Raw genomic sequence first — 17853 nt, 5'->3', positions numbered from 1 at the left:
GTTGACCCGAACTGTGTAACCGGCCAGAGGGCAGTTTCGCAACGCTATCGCGCAATCAAAAAACGCGGCTGTTCCAGGTCAGCCGCGTCTTAAAAGCAACCTGATCGTCGAGGCTTACGCAGAATGGGCACCATCCGCGAGGGACTTCACGAAATCCAGTACCTCGGACACTGGCTTGCCCGCGCCGATCTGGCTGACGATGGCCGACCCAACAACCGCCCCATCCGCGACTGAGGCGATGGCCTGCGATTTCTCTGGCGTGTTGATGCCAAAGCCAACGATGACCGGCAGGTCGGTGGCGGATTTGATCCGGGCGACTTCAGGGCCGACATTGGTGGCCTGCGCCTCCGCCGCTCCGGTGATTCCGGTGATCGAGACGTAATAAACAAAGCCCGAGGTGTTCTGCAGCACGCGCGGCAGGCGTTTGTCGTCGGTGGTTGGTGTCGCGAGGCGGATGAAGTTCAGACCCGCGGCTTGGGCGGGCAGGCAAAGCTCCTCGTCTTCTTCGGGCGGCAGATCGACGACGATTAAGCCGTCGATGCCCGCAGCTTTGGCCTCTTCCAGAAACGCATCGACGCCACGGTTGTAGATCGGATTGTAGTAGCCCATCAGAACAATCGGGGTCGTGTCATCGGTTTCCCGGAATGTGCGCGCCAGATCCAGCGTGCGCTGCAGGGTCATACCGCCATCCAAGGCGCGCTGACCTGCAAGCTGGATTGTCGGCCCATCTGCCATCGGGTCGGTGAAGGGCAGGCCAAGCTCGATCACATCCACCCCCGCGCCGGGCAGCCCTTTGACAACCTCAAGCGAGGTTTCATAGTCTGGGTCGCCTGCCATCACATAGGCGACAAAGGCCTTTTTCCCCTCGGCTTTCAGAGCGGCAAACTTGGCGTCGATACGGGTCATGGCATGTCCTTGCAGTCAGGTTCGGACCTGATGTGCAGAAAGTTTTGCCGAAAATCAATCCCGCCGCGGCCGCAAACTCTCAGAACGCGAAGTGATAGCGGAAAAGCAGGGCGTTGACGCCCGGATTATCCTCTTGCGTGCTGGCGTTGGATTTGTGGGTGATGGCCATCGACACCTTGTTTCCATTGTCCAGTGTGTATCCCACCCCAAAAAGGCTGCGGATCTGAAAGCTACCGCCGAGATCGTTCAGCTCATCGGCCTCGGAAAAGTAGCCGGGCATGACGCTGCCTTCCAGAAACCAGCGATCGTTCAGAGAATAGAGACCAACCAGACCCACGCCGATATGGGTATCGCCCGCTTCGTCGATCGACAGGGCTGCGCCCCACCCAACGCTGAACCGGGTCGCCTGACGAAACGGGCGGTGCTGATATTCCAGCGCGATAAGCGCATGATCGTCCGAGTCGCTGTCCGAGAAATCTGCGAAACCAGCCCCTAGAATAATGGACTGGGCATGTGCCATGCCGGCGCATATGGCCAGAACAGCCGACAAAGCGAGGATTTTCTTCATAGGAACATTTCCGTTTGGTCTTCGATGTTCCTTTTCACGTGCTTATTCCAACGGCCTCTTTTCAATGCGCCCAAGAACACAACAGTGGAACAAAACCGTGAGACCAGCGTGAGGGTGAAGGGCGCCCATCACCCACATTGGCTTGCGCATTCACCCCGACCCGCCTAGAAGCAGCCGCGAAAAGCATCAGGAGACCGTCATGGGCTTTAAAATGGGAATCGTGGGTTTGCCGAATGTGGGCAAGTCGACCCTCTTCAACGCGCTGACCAAAACCGCAGCCGCCCAGGCCGCGAATTTCCCGTTCTGCACCATCGAACCCAATGTGGGCGACGTGGCCGTTCCTGATGACAGGTTGGACAAGTTGGCGGCGATCGCTGCCTCAAAACAAATCATCCCGACGCGGATGACCTTTGTGGATATCGCCGGTCTGGTGAAAGGGGCCTCGAAAGGTGAAGGGCTGGGCAACCAGTTTCTTGCCAATATCCGCGAGACCGACGCCATCGCCCATGTGCTGCGCTGTTTCGAAGACGGCGATGTGACCCATGTGGACGGCCGGGTCGATCCGGTGGCCGACGCTGACACGATCGAGACCGAACTGATGCTGGCTGATCTGGAAAGCATCGAAAAGCGCCGCGCCAATCTGGTGCGCAAGCTGAAGGGCAATGACAAAGAGGCGCAGCAGCAGGACCGTCTGCTGGCTGAGGCGCAGGAGATGCTGGAAAACGGCAAGCCCGCGCGTCTGGTTGAGGTCTCGGACGAAGATGCCAAGGCCTGGAAGATGCTACAGCTTCTGACGACAAAGCCTGTGCTCTACGTCTGCAACGTGTCCGAGGAAGAAGCCGCCGAGGGCAACGAATACTCGGCCAAGGTGGCCGAAATGGCCGCCGCGCAAGGCAACGCGCACGTCATCATCAGCGCCAAGATCGAAGAAGAGATCAGCCTGTTGGAAGAGGACGAAGCCGAGATGTTCCTGGGCGAGATGGGTCTGGAAGAACCCGGTCTCGACCGTCTGATCCGCGCTGGGTACGACCTGCTCAGGCTGGAAACCTATTTCACTGTAGGCCCGAAAGAGGCCCGCGCCTGGACCATCCGTACGGGTACCGCCGCGCCGCAGGCCGCAGGTGTCATCCATGGGGATTTCGAAAAAGGCTTCATCCGCGCCGAGACAATTGCCTATGACGACTACGTCGCCGCCAACGGCGAGCAGGGCGCGAAAGAGGCCGGAAAGATGCGGGCTGAGGGCAAGGGATACATCGTCAAAGATGGCGATGTGATGCACTTCCTTTTCAACACGTAAGTCAGTAGGTCACGGTAGGTTTTCAAAGCGCTTCGTTCAAGCTGCACTGGGCGATCAACCACTTGCCATCTGCCTGTTGATACAAAACGTTTAGGGATGTGCCGCTGGCGGCACTTCCTTCACTAAAGCGAGCGAGACACCAGCCAAAGCGGCCTTCAGCATCCGCTTGCAGGACCTCGATTGCTTTGTCCTCGCCTTCTTCTTCAACCCACTCCTCATGCGTCGTCTCGATTGCTGGCCGACCGATAGCTGCGGGGCCATAAGGCGAATAGAGTTCCGCATTGTCCGTAAAGTACGACGCACATCCTGCTGCATCCTTGGACCGGTAACTTTGAACGTATCCGTCAAACACCTGTTGAAAAAGGTCTTTGGCTTCCATTTTGAACCTCGCCAATTTGCAATCCTTTTCAATATAAGTCTCCGTGAACCTGCGCGACAACAACGCAATTCCGTCCCATCGACGGACGAGCAGACGGCGCTCTTTCTTTAGGCTACAACGGCTTGAGCGACCCTGAGCCTCAAAGTGGACGACCAGCGCATGATCGAAATCCGAGACCTCCAACTCCTCAGTGCCCTCGCGCGGCATCGGCATTTTGCCAAAGCGGCTGAGGAATGCGGGATTTCCCAGCCTGCCTTCTCGATGCGCATCCGCAATCTTGAAGACCGGCTGGGTGTCTCGATTGTCCGGCGTGCCAACCGGTTTCAGGGTCTGACCGAAGAGGGTGAGATGATCGTCCTGCGCGCGCGGCGCATTCTGGATGATGCCAAAGCGCTGGAGCAGCAGGTGCAGGCCGCAAAGGGTGAGATCACCGGAACGTTGATGCTGGGTGTGATCCCGACCGCCATCGCTTTTACTGGGCGGCTCACGAAGCATTTGCGTCAGGCGCATCCGCGGATCGTGACCCGGATCGAGACCATGTCAGCCTCGGCCATTCAGCATCGGTTGGACGAAGGCAGCCTGGATGCGGGCGTGACTTATGGCGACAGTATCGGCACCGATCTGCGGCAGGTGCAGCCTCTCTATGAGGAAACCTATGTCCTACTGGCCCCTGCGCATATGGTCGAGGACACCGGCCCGATCCCTTGGGCCAAGGTCGCTGATTTCCCCCTCAGCCTGCTGGTTCCGCAGATGCAGAACCGGCGTATTCTGGATCGGATCTTTCTGGATCAGGGGCTGCACCCGGATGTGGTGGCCGAAACCAGCGGCTTTACCGCCTCGATGGTGATGGCGCGTGAGGGGTTGGCGGCCACTGTGGTTCCGCGTGTTCTGCTGCGATCTCTGGGCGATCTGAAGGGGACCAAAGTGCTTCCCTTGATTGACCCCGTGGTCAGCAAACCGATTTGCCTGGCGACCCTGATCCGAGATCCGGAATTGCCAACGGTCGAGGCCCTGAGGGCGGTTGTGACGTCTTTGCGGTGATAAGGTGTCGTTATCGTGCGATTGTGTAAGACGATTTGACGATATCCTCCTCTGATGAGACACGGAGCCTCAATCGGAGGGCATCATGGCACCATTAGATACCAAGCCATCAGGCGTACCCAAGGGCGTTTGGAAGTCAGGTAAAGGCAAAGGGCGGCACACGCCCAAAGGCCGTCAGTTCACGGATGAGGCACAGGCGGAGATTGCGCGCCTGTTGGGGGATCGCCCGCGCCGCCGCGATCTGCTGATCGAATTTCTACATTTGATTCAGGATGCGCACGGCCATATCAGCGCCGACCACATCGCCGCCTTGGCGGTCGAGATTCGCATCGGTCAGGCAGAGATCTATGAAACCGCGACCTTCTATGCCCATTTCGATGTGGTGAAAGAGGGTGAGACGCCTCCTCCGGCGTTGACGATCCGCGTCTGTGATTCCCTGTCCTGCGAGATGGCCGGCGCCCAGCAATTGCAAAAAGCGCTTGAGGACGGTCTGGACCCGTCCGAGGTTCGTGTTGTCCGCGCCCCTTGCATGGGCCGCTGCGATACCGCCCCGGTGCTTGAGATCGGTCACAACCATATCGACCATGCGACCCCCGAAAAGGTGCAGGCTGCAATTGCTGCCGATGATACCCATGCGCATCTGCCTGACTACGAAACCTTCGCGACCTATGAGGCCGAAGGCGGCTACGCCAAACTGAAAGAGCTGCGCGACGGCGGCGATTGGGAGAAGGTGCAGGAAGACGTTCTGTCCTCGGGCCTGCGTGGTCTGGGCGGTGCGGGCTTCCCGTCGGGCAAGAAATGGGGCTTTGTTCGCATGAATGAAGGCCCGCGCTATCTGGCCGTGAACGGCGATGAGGGCGAGCCCGGCACATTCAAAGATCGCTACTATCTGGAACGCACGCCGCATGTCTTCCTGGAAGGTATGCTGATCGCCGCATGGGCCGTCGAGGCCGAGACCTGCTTCATCTACATGCGCGACGAATACCCCGCCGTGCTGGAAATCCTGCGTCGCGAGATTGCTGCGTTGGAGCAGGCAGGGATTGTCGAAGAAGGCTACATCGACCTGCGCCGGGGTGCTGGTGCCTACATCTGCGGTGAAGAATCCGCGATGATCGAGTCGATCGAAGGCAAGAAGGGCCTGCCCCGCCACCGTCCTCCGTTCGTGGCGCAGGTCGGTGTGTTCAACCGCCCGACCTTGGTTCACAACGTTGAGACGCTGTATTGGGTCTCGAAAATCTGCCGCGAAGGGCCGCAGATCCTGAGTTCGGTTGAAAAGAATGGCCGCAAGGGCCTGCGCAGCTACTCGATCTCGGGTCGTGTGGCGAAGCCGGGTGTATACCTCCTGCCCGCTGGCTCGACCATTTTGGATGTGATTGAAGCTGCCGGTGGCATGGCCGAAGGGCAGACGTTCAAAGCGTACCAGCCGGGCGGTCCATCCTCGGGCCTGCTGCCTGCGTCGATGGATGATATCCCGTTGGACTTCGACACGCTGCAACCGCATGGCACCTTCATCGGCTCGGCGGCCGTAGTGGTTCTGTCCGATCAGGACACCGCCCGCGATGCGGCGCTGAACATGCTGCGCTTCTTCGAAGATGAAAGCTGTGGCCAGTGTACGCCCTGCCGTGCCGGCTGCGAAAAGGCGGTGAAACTGATGCAAGCCGACAAGTGGGACACTGATCTGCTGGAAGATCTGTGTCAGGTCATGGGCGACGCCTCGATCTGCGGTCTGGGGCAGGCTGCTCCGAACCCGATCCGCCTTGTCATGAAACACTTCGCTGACGAAATCTGAGGGGAGACAGAGCCATGCTAGACGCAAGCCCAACCAAGACCGTCACCTTCAACCTGAACGGCGAAGATGTCACCGTGCCCGAGGGGTGGACCATCTGGGAAGCCGCCAAGGGCCAGGGGTTCACCATCCCGCACCTGTGCCACAAGCCGCAGCCGGGTTATCGCCCGGACGGCAACTGCCGCGCCTGTATGGTTGAGGTGGAAGGCGAGCGCACGCTGGTCGCCTCGTGCATCCGCCCTGCCGCAGACGGTATGGTCGTCAAGACCGACAGCGACCGGGCCGAGAAATCGCGCGCCATGGTTATGGAACTGCTGGTTGCCGATCAGCCCGAAGAAGCCCATGACACCTCCAGCCATTTCTGGGACATGGCCAAGCTGAACGGTGTCAGCGAGAGCCGTTTCCCGGCGAAAGAGGCTGAAAAGATCCCGCTGCTGGATGACAGCCACGTTGCGATGCGTGTCAATCTGGACGCGTGTATCAACTGCAACCTCTGCGTCCGTGCCTGCCGTGAAGTGCAGGTGAATGACGTGATTGGCATGGCCGGTCGTGGCCATACGGCTCAGGTGGTGTTCGACCAGAACGACCCGATGGGCGATTCGACCTGTGTGGCCTGTGGTGAGTGTGTTCAGGCTTGTCCCACCGGCGCACTGATGCCCGCTACTGTGCTGGACGACCAACAAAAGGGTGACAGCAAGGACTACGACTCTGAGACCGAAAGCGTCTGCCCGTTCTGCGGTGTGGGCTGCAAGGTCTCGCTGAAGGTCAAGGACGGTAAGGTTAAATATGTCGAGGGCATCAACGGCCCCGCAAACGAAGGCCGTTTGTGTGTCAAAGGCCGGTTTGGTTTCGACTACATCCACCACCCGCACCGCCTGACCACGCCGCTGATCCGTCGTGAAGACGCGCCTGAAAAGGGTCTGAACGTCGATCCGGGCAATCTGTCGACCCATTTCCACGAAGCGACCTGGGAAGAGGCGATGGATCTGGCCGCCACCAAGCTGATGGCCCTGCGCGAAGAAGACCCGCGCAGCGTCGCGGGCTTTGGCTCGGCCAAATGCACCAACGAAGAAGCATATCTGTTCCAGAAGTTCATCCGTCAGGGCTTCCGCCACAACAACGTCGATCACTGCACCCGTCTGTGCCACGCCTCGTCGGTTGCGGCCCTGATCGAAAACGTGGGCTCGGGCGCGGTGACCGCGACTTTCAACGAGATCGAAAACGCAGATGTGGCGATCATCATCGGCTCGAATCCGATCGAGAACCACCCCGTCGCGGCGACCTACTTCAAGCAGTTCGCCAAACGCGGTGGCAAGCTGATCGTTATGGACCCGCGCGGTGTTGGTATGCGCAAGTTCGCCGACGAAATGCTACAGTTCCGTCCGGGGGCCGATGTCTCGATGCTCAACGCGATCATGAATGTGATCGTCGAGGAAGAGCTGTATGACAGCCAGTATATCCACCGCTGGACCGAGAACTGGGAAGCCGAGAAAGAGCATCTGCGCCAGTTCACTCCCGAGGCGATGTCGCCGATCTGTGGCATCGAACCCGAGCAGCTACGCCGCGTCGCGCGCACCTTTGCGCAGGCCAAGGCCGGCCTGATCTTCTGGGGTATGGGCGTCAGCCAGCACATTCACGGGACCGACAACTCTCGTTGCCTGATCAGCCTTGCGTTGATGACCGGCAATGTGGGCAAACCCGGCGCGGGTCTGCACCCTCTGCGGGGTCAGAACAACGTGCAGGGGGCCTCGGACGCCGGTCTGATCCCGATGTTCCTGCCGGACTATCAGTCGGTCATGGACGATGACATTCGAGCCAAGTTCAACAGTGTTTGGAATGACGAGCGTGACTTCTCGAACGAGAAGGGCCTGACCGTCACCGAGATCATTGATCAGGCCTATGCGGGCAACATCAAGGGGATGTATATCCAGGGCGAAAACCCGGCCATGTCCGACCCCGATGTTGGTCACGCCCGCGATGCTCTGGCCAAGTTGGAGCTGATGATCGTGCAGGATATCTTCCTGACGGAGACGGCGAACTATGCCGACATCATCCTGCCTGCCTCGGCGCTCTATGAGAAGAACGGCACCGTGTCGAACACCAACCGTCAGGTGCAGCGTGTGCGTCCGGCCGTGACCCCTCCGGGTGAAGCGCGTGAGGATTGGAAGATCACCGTCGAACTTGGGCAGCGGATTGGGCTGAACTGGGACTACACCGACGTGTCTCAGGTGTTCAACGAGATGAAGCTGACGATGAACTCGCTCAACAACATCACGTGGGAGCGTCTTGAGACCGAGACCATCACCTATCCGTCCCTGTCCGAGACAGACCCGGGTCAGGCGATCGTGTTCGGTGACGGTTTCCCACGTGCGGACGGCAAGGCCCGGTTTACCCCGGCCAGCGTCATCCCGCCGGATGAGGCTCCGGATGACAAATACCCGATGATCGCAACCACTGGTCGTCAGCTGGAGCATTGGCACACTGGGTCGATGACCCGTCGCGCCAAGGTTTTGGACGCGGTTGAGCCAGAGGCGAACTGCTCGATGAACCCGCGGACGCTGAAACTGATGGGGATAGAACCGGGCGAGATGATCCGCTTGACCACACGTCGTGGCTCGATCGAGATCATGGTTCGTGCCGACCGTGCGATTGCCGAAGATATGGTGTTCATCCCGTTTGCCTATGTCGAGGCCGCGGCGAATATCCTGACCAACTCGGCCATCGACCCCTATGGCAAAATCCCCGAGTTCAAGTTCTCGGCAATCCGGGTCGAAAAGATCGAAGACGCCATCGCGGCAGAGTAAACTCCATTCCAGACGCTCGGAAAAGGCGGCCCATTGGGTCGCCTTTTTCGCGTCTTGACAGCGGCTTACACGCGGCCAACCCTGTCACCGTCATTCATGATGGAGTTGCCGATGCCACGCCGTTTCGTCGATTTGTCCGTTCCGCTGGAAACCGGGATCGTGTCGGACCCGCCGATCATGCTGCCTGAGATCGAGTACATGACCCATGACCAGACTGCAGAGCAGGTCATGTCGTTCTTTCCCGGCCTGCAAAAGGATGACCTACCTGGCGGAGAGGGTTGGGCTATCGAGCGATTGCAAATCGCGACCCATAACGGGACCCATCTAGACGCGCCCTATCATCATCATTCCACAATGGACAAAGGTGAGCGGGCGATCACCATCGATGAGGTGCCGCTGGAGTGGTGCATGAATCCCGGCGTTAAACTAGATTTTCGCGATTTCGAGGATGGTTACGTGGTCACAGCAGCGGATGTCGAGGCCGAGCTGAAACGGATCGGCCATACGCTGAAACCGTTGGATATCGTGGTCGTCAACACCTCTGCCGGGACGCAATATGGCCAGCCCGACTATCTGATGAAGGGCTGCGGTATGGGGCGCGAAGCAACCCTTTATCTGACAGAACGCGGCGTGCGCGTCACAGGCACGGATGCCTGGAGTTGGGACGCGCCCTTCCCGTTGACCGCACAGGAATATGCGGAAACCAAAGATGCCTCGATCATCTGGGAGGGGCACCGCGCCTCGATGGAGATCGGCTATTGCCACATGGAGAAACTAACCAATCTCGAAACTTTGCCCGCGACGGGGTTTGAGATTTCTTGTTTTCCCTTCAAGATCAAAGGCGCGTCAGCCGGATTCATCCGCGCTGTCGCGATCTTTGAGGACCCCGAGGAGTGAAAATCACCAACATGTCGCAAGATACACAACCCCTTGGCGGCCAAGATGGCCCGTATGATGCACCGGTTGAAATCCACGGCTTTGCCTTGCAGCCGGACTGGATCGACTACAACGGGCATATGAATGTCGGCTACTATGGCGTGGCGTTCGACATGGCCTTTGAACGTCTGCTGGTCGATCATCTGGGTCTGGGTGAGCCACAGGTCGCTGCGATGGGGCAGGGGCCTTATGTGCTGCAATCGCATATGCAGTTCCTGATTGAGGTCACCCCGGACATGACGATCCACTTTCGGTTTCGGCTGCTGGATGCAGATCAGAAACGAGGGCACTATTTCGGGCAGATGGTCTCAATGCCGGATGAAACGGTGTGTGCCACGCAAGAGGTACTGTTTATAAATGTTAGCCACGCGACGGGGCGGTCTGCGCCTTACCCGGATTGGGCGGTCAGGCGGCTGGCGAGGATGGTCGCCGATCACAAGGCGCTTCCTCTGGCACCACAAATCGGCCAACCGATTGGTATTCGCCGAAAGTAGCCTGTTAGTAGTCGCGCTCGAAAAACAGCCCGATCCCGGTTTCTCCGCGCCCGTCAACAGTGCCCCGGACAGTGAAGCTGTCCGTGACGTCCAGGTTCAGGTTCACCTCGGTATCGCCGTCTGTGTTGACGGTGAAGTCCGTGTACAGATTGTCCCCAAGATATGCTCCTGCTCCAAAGCGACCCGCGCCGCCTTCGGTCGCACCAATATCCACCGTGTCAACACCGGTCGAGTCCCGCAGGCCTTTGGTCGCATCGCCGCCAGCCCCGCTGAGTTGCGCCAGAGAGGCCGCCATCTGTGCGATGACAAAAGGTGAGAGTTCCGAGAACCGGTTGCCAAACAACAGCATGGCCAGCGCCTCTTCGGTCGGGCGTTCGGGGTCCGAGAAAACATTGACCTCGGGCGAATCCAGAGGCCCAGCGATCTCGATCGTGGCGGTTCCGTCTGATGTGCTGCTCGAAGATTCGAACTCGATATAGGGCGTCAGGTCCCCTTGCAGCGTGACGATGCCTTTGGTCAGGGTCAGCCTGCGCCCCAGAATGTCCAGATTGCCGCGCAGCAGTTCGATCTGGCCCGAAGGGACAACCGATGTCGTTGTGCCGCCGATTGAGATGTTCCCACCCAGTTCCGCGTTTACGCCGCGCCCCCTTACAAAAACGGCCTTGGGGGCCAGAAGGCTGATATCCAGCGCAATGCGCGAGTTGCTTTTGCTTTTCTCTTCCTTGGGGATCAGTTGCGCCCGTTCACGGGTGACATAGCCCAGGCGGCTTTCATTGATATGCTGTATTTCGGGGATCGGTGCTGCGCCGACTGCACCCGATGCGGCGGCGAGGTTAATGTTGGTTTCACCAAATGTGATCTGCCCCGCCAGGCTGCTATTGCCCGTCAGAGCGCCCGCCAGCACGATCTGACCGTTCAGTGTGGTCTCGTAGAGCAACTGGTCGGTCAGCACGAGGTTGTTCAACGTCGTTGTGATCTGAGCATTGAATGGCGGGGTCAGGTCGACGGGTCCGCTGACGGTGAACCCTCCTCCAGCACGCATGGCCCCGTTCATCGATATCGTGGCACGGCCTTGTGCCAGATCGACTGACCCGCCAATCCCAGTGATCGTTTGCCCTGCAGTCGGTATCGCAAAGGACGTGCCCGAGGTTGTGATCGTCCCCGACAGAGCCTCCAGCCCGGGTTGACCCTTGAGCACCAGATTGTATCGGGCCGAGCCTTCGATCTTGTTGGGCGTGATGAATGCATTGGCGATACCCAGATTGATCCCACCTTGGGCAGTTACATCTGCCAGACCCGTACCCTCATCGAACGTGCCGGACAGCTCGGTGCTGAGATCCGCGGGCCCTGTCGCGTTTGACGAAATCGTCCAGACTCCATTGTCGCGTTTCGCAGTACCTTCGGCCGTCACTGTGCCGGGGAAGTCCGGCACAAAGCGTTCGATCCGGTTGAACTTGGCCTCGTAGTCCAGATCTGCCGAGCCATCCGTCTCGACCGTTCCGGCAACGTTAAGATACGAGCTGTCAGGTCCTTGCAGACGTGCCGTGCCTTCGAGCCCCGACTGAGTAGGTGCGACGTTGCCATCCAATTTCAAAGGACCAGACAACGTAGTGGATAGGCGGCTGAGGTCATCCAACATCGCCGAAAAGTTCAGCCCACCTGATTCACGATCAAGCTGGCCCGAGGCATTTGCCGTCAGCGCCGTCCCGTTCAGCCGGAACGTGCGGATGTTCATGCCTGCGTCGGTGTTTTCAGCATCCACATTCAGAGTCGTGCGACCTGAGATCAGTGCATCCAATTGGTCGATCCCAGTGCGGATGTCATTGGCCTCGGCCGTGCCCTGCACATCGAACAGCTTGCTGCCCATCGCGCCTTTGCCTTGCATATCGGCCTTCACAGACCCAGCCAGATCCCGCCCCGCAAGGCGCGAGAACAGCGACAGGTCGGGCACGTTCGCCTTGGCTTGTCCGTCGACGGCCAGATCGCCGGTGGGATCTGTGATCGTCGCAGCGGCTTCGGCCGTCAGAGCGCGCCCGTTGATCGTGGCCTGACGAATCTCGATCTGCTCTTGCGACAGTGCACCATCGAACTCGATTGAGGTCTGACCAGCCAGAAGCGGATCCAAATCATCCATCCCTATCTTGATATCCCGCGCCGTCACGCTGGCCGTGCCGTCAAACTCCAGCGTCTGGACTGTGCCTTTGCCGTTCAGACTGGCCTGTACCGAACCACCCAGATCTCGCTTGGCGAGGCCCGAGAAAACCGACAAGTCCCGCGCGCTGACCGTGGCTTGCCCGTCAATGGACAGGTTCCCATCGGGCGTGGTCACGGTTCCTGCAGCCTGTGCCCGGGCGGCATTTGCGATCAAAGTGAAGTCCCGGATTGTCACACCGTCCGAGCCGCGTTTTGCATCCAGCGTGATCGTGGTCTCGCCCGTGATCACCGGGTCGATGTCGTCTCGTCCCGTGGACAGATCGCGGCCTTTGACGGTGACTTTCCCGTCAAAACTGCGCTCAAGCGGAGAGCCGCTGCCTTCGACGGTGGCCGAGACCTCGCCGCCGAGGTCAAGCTTGGCCAGATCCGAGAACCGCGAAAGGTCGGAGGCGTCAAGCTTCGCCGAACCGTCGATGTTCAGGCCGCTGGTCAGCCCGCTGATCAGCGCGTCGAGATCAAGCGTGTAGTCCGCCCCGATCAACTCAAACCCGGAAAGGTTCAGCGTCTCGTCGCTGCCATATTCGAACACGCCGTCCAATGTGATCCGGTCGCCAATCGCGGTGTTCAGGGCGGGGTCGGACAGATCTAATCCGTCAAGCGCGGCTTGCAGATCACCATCCAGGCTGAGCGCATCCCCCTGTTCCAAGCTCCCCTGAGCCGCGATTTGCGCACGCCGCAAGCTGATTTGATCTGTGGTAAGCCCATTGGCCGTCAGGCTCAGGTCCCATAGATTGCCGTTCTGCTGGTCAAACAGTGCCGAGATTTGAGCTGCCTCGATCGAAGTGCCCCCGCCTGACACAGGTAAGACCACTTTGTCGCCCTCAGGTGGGGTGATGCGCCCCTGCAGAGCGGCCAGTTGCAAGGTGCCGCCCGAGGCCAGTTCCAACTGACCTTCCAGTTTCAGTGCCTGAGACGTGAATTCCAGATCACTGATGTTCAGCGCGCCTTCCGGCTGGGTCTGGCCATCGACAAAGAGGCGCGTGTCGGAGCCAAAGAACACATCCATATCGCTGGCGACAAAGGGCGTCAGGTCACCGCCCAGATCGGCGGTGAACGCGATCCCATCCGCTGCACCGCTTTCGGCGGCACGAAGACGCACCTGACCCGTCACGCGCGGCTGGCTGTCACTGCTCAGGCTGATATCTGCGGTGAAGTCCGTCACCGGGCCAGAGCCTTTGGCCGTCAATCCGATAGGAGGGCTATCGGGGATTTCCAGCGCGTTTGAGATGAGGCCGCCTGAGGCCTCGACAACGCTTAGGTCCAGGTCAATCTGGCTACTGGCGTTCTGGAAGCCGGCTTTGAGGGTGATTTCGTCTCCGGCGCGGTCAAGGCGGGTGATGTCGAGGCTGGTATCCAATGTTCCATCGGCCAGCGACAGGTTGCCGGTGACGTTCAGGTCAGCGGCAACGCCGATCAAGGGCTCGCCCAAGGACAACTCATCAATCCGAAGCTCTCCGATTTCAATCGCAACGGGCAGTTCGGGCAGTTGGAACGGTGTGGTCTCGGCCGAAGGGGGCGGGGCCTCCTCGGTCGTGGTGCCGGGCGCACGGGCGATGTCGATTTCCTGTGCGGTCAACGCGTTGACCGAGAACCGCCCCCGGATCAGCGCCAGACGGTTCCAGTCAAGCTCGGCATTTTTGATGGTCAGCCAGACGCCTTCATCATCGGCGACCGTGATCTCGGCAATGGTGGCACGGGAACTCAACGCGCCTTGTAGGCCCGTGACGGTGACGTTCTGGTCATCACCCGACAGCGTATCCTGCAGGAACCGCTCGATCATGCTGCCGCCTTCGTCCTCTTGGGCGTGCAGGGCTGGGGGCACACAGGTCAGCGTGCCGATCAGCAGCGGATATGCGAGGTAGCGTTTCAAAATGCCTGTCCAATCCCGATATAGAATTGTATGCCGTTGCCGGTGTCGCCCTGAACCGGGTAGGCCAGATCAAATCGTAGCGGTCCGAACCCGCCAAGATCATAACGCACGCCCAGACCGGCACCGGCGTGATTCTCTGCATCGCTGCCAATGAACGACGATGTATCCACTGTACCGTAGTCATAGAACCCGACCAGTGACAGGTTTTCCGTGACTTTGCCGCGTACCTCACCAGAAAAGCCCAGAAACGATTTTCCGCCTGCGATGCCGGTACCTACCGGAATGCCGAGGCTTTCAAACGGCTGCCCGCGTACGGTTCCCGCGCCGCCCGAGAAGAACAGGAAGTCCGGCGTTACCCCATCTGCTGATGGGCCAATGACAGACCCGATTTGAACGCGCCCGGCCAAGACCAGTTTTCCGCCAGTACCCAGACTGGTGTAGGCCCGTCCGTCTCCGAAGAGGCGAATGCCACTTTCGGTTCCGGAGAGCCCGGCGAAGGGGGTGGCCTGCGCGTCCAGATAAAACCCGCGTGTCGCACTGATCTTGCTATCGCGCTCGTCCCATTCTGACCGAAAGGGAATTATGAAGTATCGGAATTTCCGCCCATCTCCGTAGGCGTCATCGGCATCCGACCACTGAAAACCGACAGACGCTTCGGCATAGAGCCTGTCTGAAAACGTGCGCCGCGCACCATAGGCCAATGAGGCGACGGTGACGTTGTAGTTTTCCGTGTTGCGTCGTTCCAGCAGAGCGTTCCAGAACGTGTTGTCATCGGGTCCCAAACGGTCGGGTTGGTCCAGTCGTAGACCGATCCGCCCGTCCAAATCCTCGGCCCCACCAATGTTGCGCAGGGCGGCTTCAAATCGTAGCCGCTCGGCCCGGCGAAAAACGTTACGGTGAGTCCATGTGGCCGTCACATCCAACCCATCGCGAGAGGCCAGTTCGACCCCAAAGGTCAGGCGGCGTTTGGGCAGGTCTTCGAAGGTGGCATCGAAATCCAGCGTTCCATCGGGGTTGGGGGTCTCGCGCTCTGTGATCGAGACTACGCTGAAGGTACCGGTCCGACGCAGGCGCGTGCCGACTTTCTGGATTTTGGCCGGAGAGTAGACCTCGCCACTTGGGAAGCCAGCGATGTCTTCGATTGAACGGTGTTTGACGTCAGTGTCGCCCTTGATGAACATTCTGCCGAAAGTCAGGCGACGCCCCGGATCCAGATCAATCTGTGCGTCCAGCTGCGCCTGCGCATGGCGGGCGATAATGGTTTGGTTCGCAAGTTCGGCCTTTGCGTGACCAGCGTCTCTCCACCCCTGCAACCCGGCCGAGGTTGCCTGTTGGATGGCCCCTGTAGTGGCCAGTTTGCCCGGCGCGAACTCTTCCGGCAGCACCGTGTCCGGGGCGACGGGCTGAACGATTGCTTTGCCGAACCGGAAGCTTGGGCCAGTTTCGACGGTGATCACGGCGCGATTGATTTGCGCTGGAACGCTCAGGGTGCTGAGGTCTGCCGCTTCTTTGCCGTCGAGTTTGATGCTGACCACGGGGCTGAAATAGCCTTCGTCGTACAGAATCTGAACAATGGTGCGATAATCGGACAGGGCGGCCGAGAGGATTTCCAGAGGTGTGTCCAGACCACGGGAGTCGGCGGTCGTGACGGACGAAGTCTCCTCAATGCGTTCTCTTAACTCTTTTGAGGCCCCTGGTGCGACAAGACTGGTTTCAAGGGCCATCAGGCCGGTTGGGGCCAAAGCTGTCATAGCGGCCAAAAGCCAACCCGTCAGACGGCGTTGCGGTCTGCTGCCCTGCATCAAATGGCTCCAACTGCCTCAACTCGAATACTATTCGACCGCGCTGTCGGATCGCGGTCGATTAAATTCATGTTAGAGCATTTGAGGCCGTTCAGGAAAAGGCTTTTGATGTGTGGCTAGTGAATAAGGTCCGTAGTTGTGTTGCGTCGGGGTCGACGGCTTGGGGCGGCTCCCGCCCGGTTTGGTCGCATCGTAGATGCACCCGACCCGGTTGGGCCAGGCAGCGCGCGGGGCGCGCTGCGGTTGCGACGGGTCAGGCGGCGGTCATCAAACGGGCGACGTCCAGCATACGGGCGGAGAAGCCCCATTCATTGTCGTACCAGCCAAAGACGCGGACCTGGTTCGCGCCGACCATGCGGGTCTCTGGTCCAGCTATGACCAGCGACTCAGGACGGGCGCGCAGATCGGAGGAGACCAACGGCATATCGGTCCATCCCAGAACAGGCGACGCGTCGATGCGATCGCGCAGAGCCTTTTCGAAGGTCTCTGCGTCAAGGCCGTGGTCCAGTGTTACGATCAGATCGATAGCCGAAACACTGGCCGTTGGCACCCGTACCGCCGCGCCTGAGATGCGCCCTGCCAGATGCGGCAGCACGACGTCGATCAGGTGGATCGCGCTTGACGTGGTTGGGACCATCGACAGCGCGCCTGCACGCGAGCGGGCAAGGTCACCGCGCGGGGCATCCACCATCGGTTGGCTGTTTGTATAGCAGTGGATGGTCGTCATGTGGCCTGTAGTGATCCCGCCGATGTCATCCAGAACCCGGACCAGAGGCGCCAGCCCGTTGGTGGTGCAGGACGCGTTCGAGACGACATGAGCGCCGCCCAATTGATCCTCATTGGCGCCAAGGACCACGGTCACCTCGGCGGCGGGAGAGGGGCCGGAGATCAGCACTTTGCCCGCCCCGGCGGCCAATCCGCGCCGTGCCACGTCGGATGTCCGCGCGATGCCGGTGCAGTCCAGCAGGACATCCACGCCAGACAGGTCGATATTTGCGAGATCAGAGCTGTGGGTCATGGGGATGGCCTGCCCATCCACGACCAGTGCGCTGTTTCCCTCCGAGACGTCCCCGGCATAGGGGCCGAAGGTGCTGTCGTATTTGAACAGGTAAGCACAGGTTGCAAGCGGTGCGATGTCGTTGATCAGCACCAACTCAATATCCGATCCTTGCAGCAAGGCCAGAACCTGCCGCAGGATCGTGCGGCCAATACGGCCGAATCCATTGATCGCGAGTTTCATGCGCAAGCTATGGCAGGCGTCTCAGGCGACCTCAATGAAAGTATTGTACCAATTTCAGTTGCAGCTGACCTGCGAGAAAAACTGGCCCGAGATGTTCTGATACATGCTTGCCACGATGGGTCTGCAGCCAGTGGCCTGCTGAATTGCAGCAATGGCCTGCAGGGTCCGCAGGCGCGGTGGCGGGCCGAACGGGTTGAGGTTGTTGTTGTCCCGCGTGGCGCGATAGATCACCGGCTCGTCTGCGACTTGGGTCACCGCCCATGTGCGGCTGAGAACCACGACCGACTTGGTCTCTTCCTTGGCGACGGCGGGGGCGCTTGGCGCGACGGTCAAAGTGGCAGCCGCGGCGAGGGCCAGAAGGGGCAGGCGCAGGGTCATAATGCAAACTCCTACATTCAAATGAGAATTTCCCTGATTTCACCAGATTTAGGCGCTGCTGTGAACCCTTTCGGGTCAAATTCGCAGAACCTTTGCGCGTTTCAGGCGCTCAATTTGGATTTTCTGAAGGTGCAACCG

Annotated in this window: 13 protein-coding genes; 6 read left to right on the top strand and 7 right to left on the bottom strand. The window is 59.7% G+C overall.

Features of this window, described 5'->3' with window-relative positions; all coding sequences use genetic code 11:
- Positions 1–114 precede the first annotated feature (114 nt).
- Together trpA and ACR0C3_RS13825 are read right to left on the bottom strand one after the other, a co-directional pair.
- Complete coding sequence (gene trpA / locus ACR0C3_RS13830; protein ID WP_480758953.1) at positions 115–906, bottom strand: tryptophan synthase subunit alpha; 792 nt, start codon at positions 904–906, stop codon at positions 115–117.
- Positions 907–985: 79 nt separating this feature from the next.
- Positions 986–1474, bottom strand: coding sequence for an acyloxyacyl hydrolase (locus tag ACR0C3_RS13825; protein WP_170640459.1), 489 nt, complete (start codon positions 1472–1474; stop codon positions 986–988).
- Between the two features lie 199 nt (positions 1475–1673).
- Between ACR0C3_RS13825 and ychF the strand changes: the two genes are divergently transcribed.
- Positions 1674–2771, top strand: a complete 1098-nt coding sequence (gene ychF, locus ACR0C3_RS13820; RefSeq protein ID WP_480758952.1) for a redox-regulated ATPase YchF — start codon at positions 1674–1676, stop codon at positions 2769–2771.
- 22 nt (positions 2772–2793) lie between these two features.
- Here the strand turns inward: ychF and ACR0C3_RS13815 are convergent, their stop codons facing one another.
- A complete protein-coding gene (locus ACR0C3_RS13815) occupies positions 2794–3150 on the bottom strand; it encodes a YybH family protein (protein WP_480758951.1) in 357 nt (118 codons plus the stop codon).
- Positions 3151–3309: 159 nt separating this feature from the next.
- On the opposite strand from ACR0C3_RS13815, the gene ACR0C3_RS13810 reads away from it, so the two are divergent.
- From ACR0C3_RS13810 to ACR0C3_RS13790, 5 genes are all read left to right on the top strand, one after another.
- Positions 3310–4191: a LysR family transcriptional regulator gene (locus tag ACR0C3_RS13810; RefSeq protein ID WP_480759076.1), complete on the top strand. Its 882-nt coding sequence runs from the start codon at positions 3310–3312 to the stop codon at positions 4189–4191.
- Between the two features lie 85 nt (positions 4192–4276).
- Positions 4277–5980, top strand: a complete 1704-nt coding sequence (locus tag ACR0C3_RS13805) for an NAD(P)H-dependent oxidoreductase subunit E (protein WP_480758949.1) — start codon at positions 4277–4279, stop codon at positions 5978–5980.
- A 14-nt stretch (positions 5981–5994) separates the two neighbouring features.
- On the top strand, positions 5995–8781 hold the full coding sequence (gene fdhF / locus ACR0C3_RS13800; RefSeq protein WP_480758948.1) for a formate dehydrogenase subunit alpha: 2787 nt from the start codon (positions 5995–5997) through the stop codon (positions 8779–8781).
- A gap of 111 nt (positions 8782–8892) precedes the next feature.
- The gene (locus ACR0C3_RS13795) at positions 8893–9678 is read left to right on the top strand and encodes a cyclase family protein (protein ID WP_170691092.1); all 786 of its coding nucleotides are present in this window, start codon (positions 8893–8895) and stop codon (positions 9676–9678) included.
- Positions 9679–9689: 11 nt separating this feature from the next.
- Entirely contained in the window at positions 9690–10211 is a 522-nt protein-coding gene (locus ACR0C3_RS13790) for a thioesterase family protein (protein WP_480758947.1), read from the top strand.
- A gap of 4 nt (positions 10212–10215) precedes the next feature.
- Here ACR0C3_RS13790 and ACR0C3_RS13785 read toward each other — a convergent pair whose 3' ends face one another.
- From ACR0C3_RS13785 to ACR0C3_RS13770, 4 genes are all read right to left on the bottom strand, one after another.
- Entirely contained in the window at positions 10216–14295 is a 4080-nt protein-coding gene (locus ACR0C3_RS13785; RefSeq protein ID WP_480758946.1) for a translocation/assembly module TamB domain-containing protein, read from the bottom strand.
- Positions 14292–16097, bottom strand: a complete 1806-nt coding sequence (locus ACR0C3_RS13780) for an autotransporter assembly complex protein TamA (protein ID WP_480758945.1) — start codon at positions 16095–16097, stop codon at positions 14292–14294. Before ACR0C3_RS13780 ends, ACR0C3_RS13785 begins: the two co-directional genes overlap by 4 nt.
- Positions 16098–16350: 253 nt before the next feature.
- Positions 16351–17337 (bottom strand): type I glyceraldehyde-3-phosphate dehydrogenase, encoded by a 987-nt coding sequence (locus ACR0C3_RS13775; RefSeq protein ID WP_480758943.1) that lies wholly within the window; start codon positions 17335–17337, stop codon positions 16351–16353.
- 54 nt (positions 17338–17391) lie between these two features.
- Positions 17392–17715, bottom strand: coding sequence for a hypothetical protein (locus tag ACR0C3_RS13770; protein ID WP_480673934.1), 324 nt, complete (start codon positions 17713–17715; stop codon positions 17392–17394).
- Positions 17716–17853 lie beyond the last annotated feature (138 nt).

The sequence above is a fragment of the Ruegeria sp. CK3 genome (assembly GCF_056536565.1).
The sequence above is the reverse complement of the archived record's forward strand: the minus strand, read 5'-3'. Positions and strand labels throughout refer to the sequence as shown.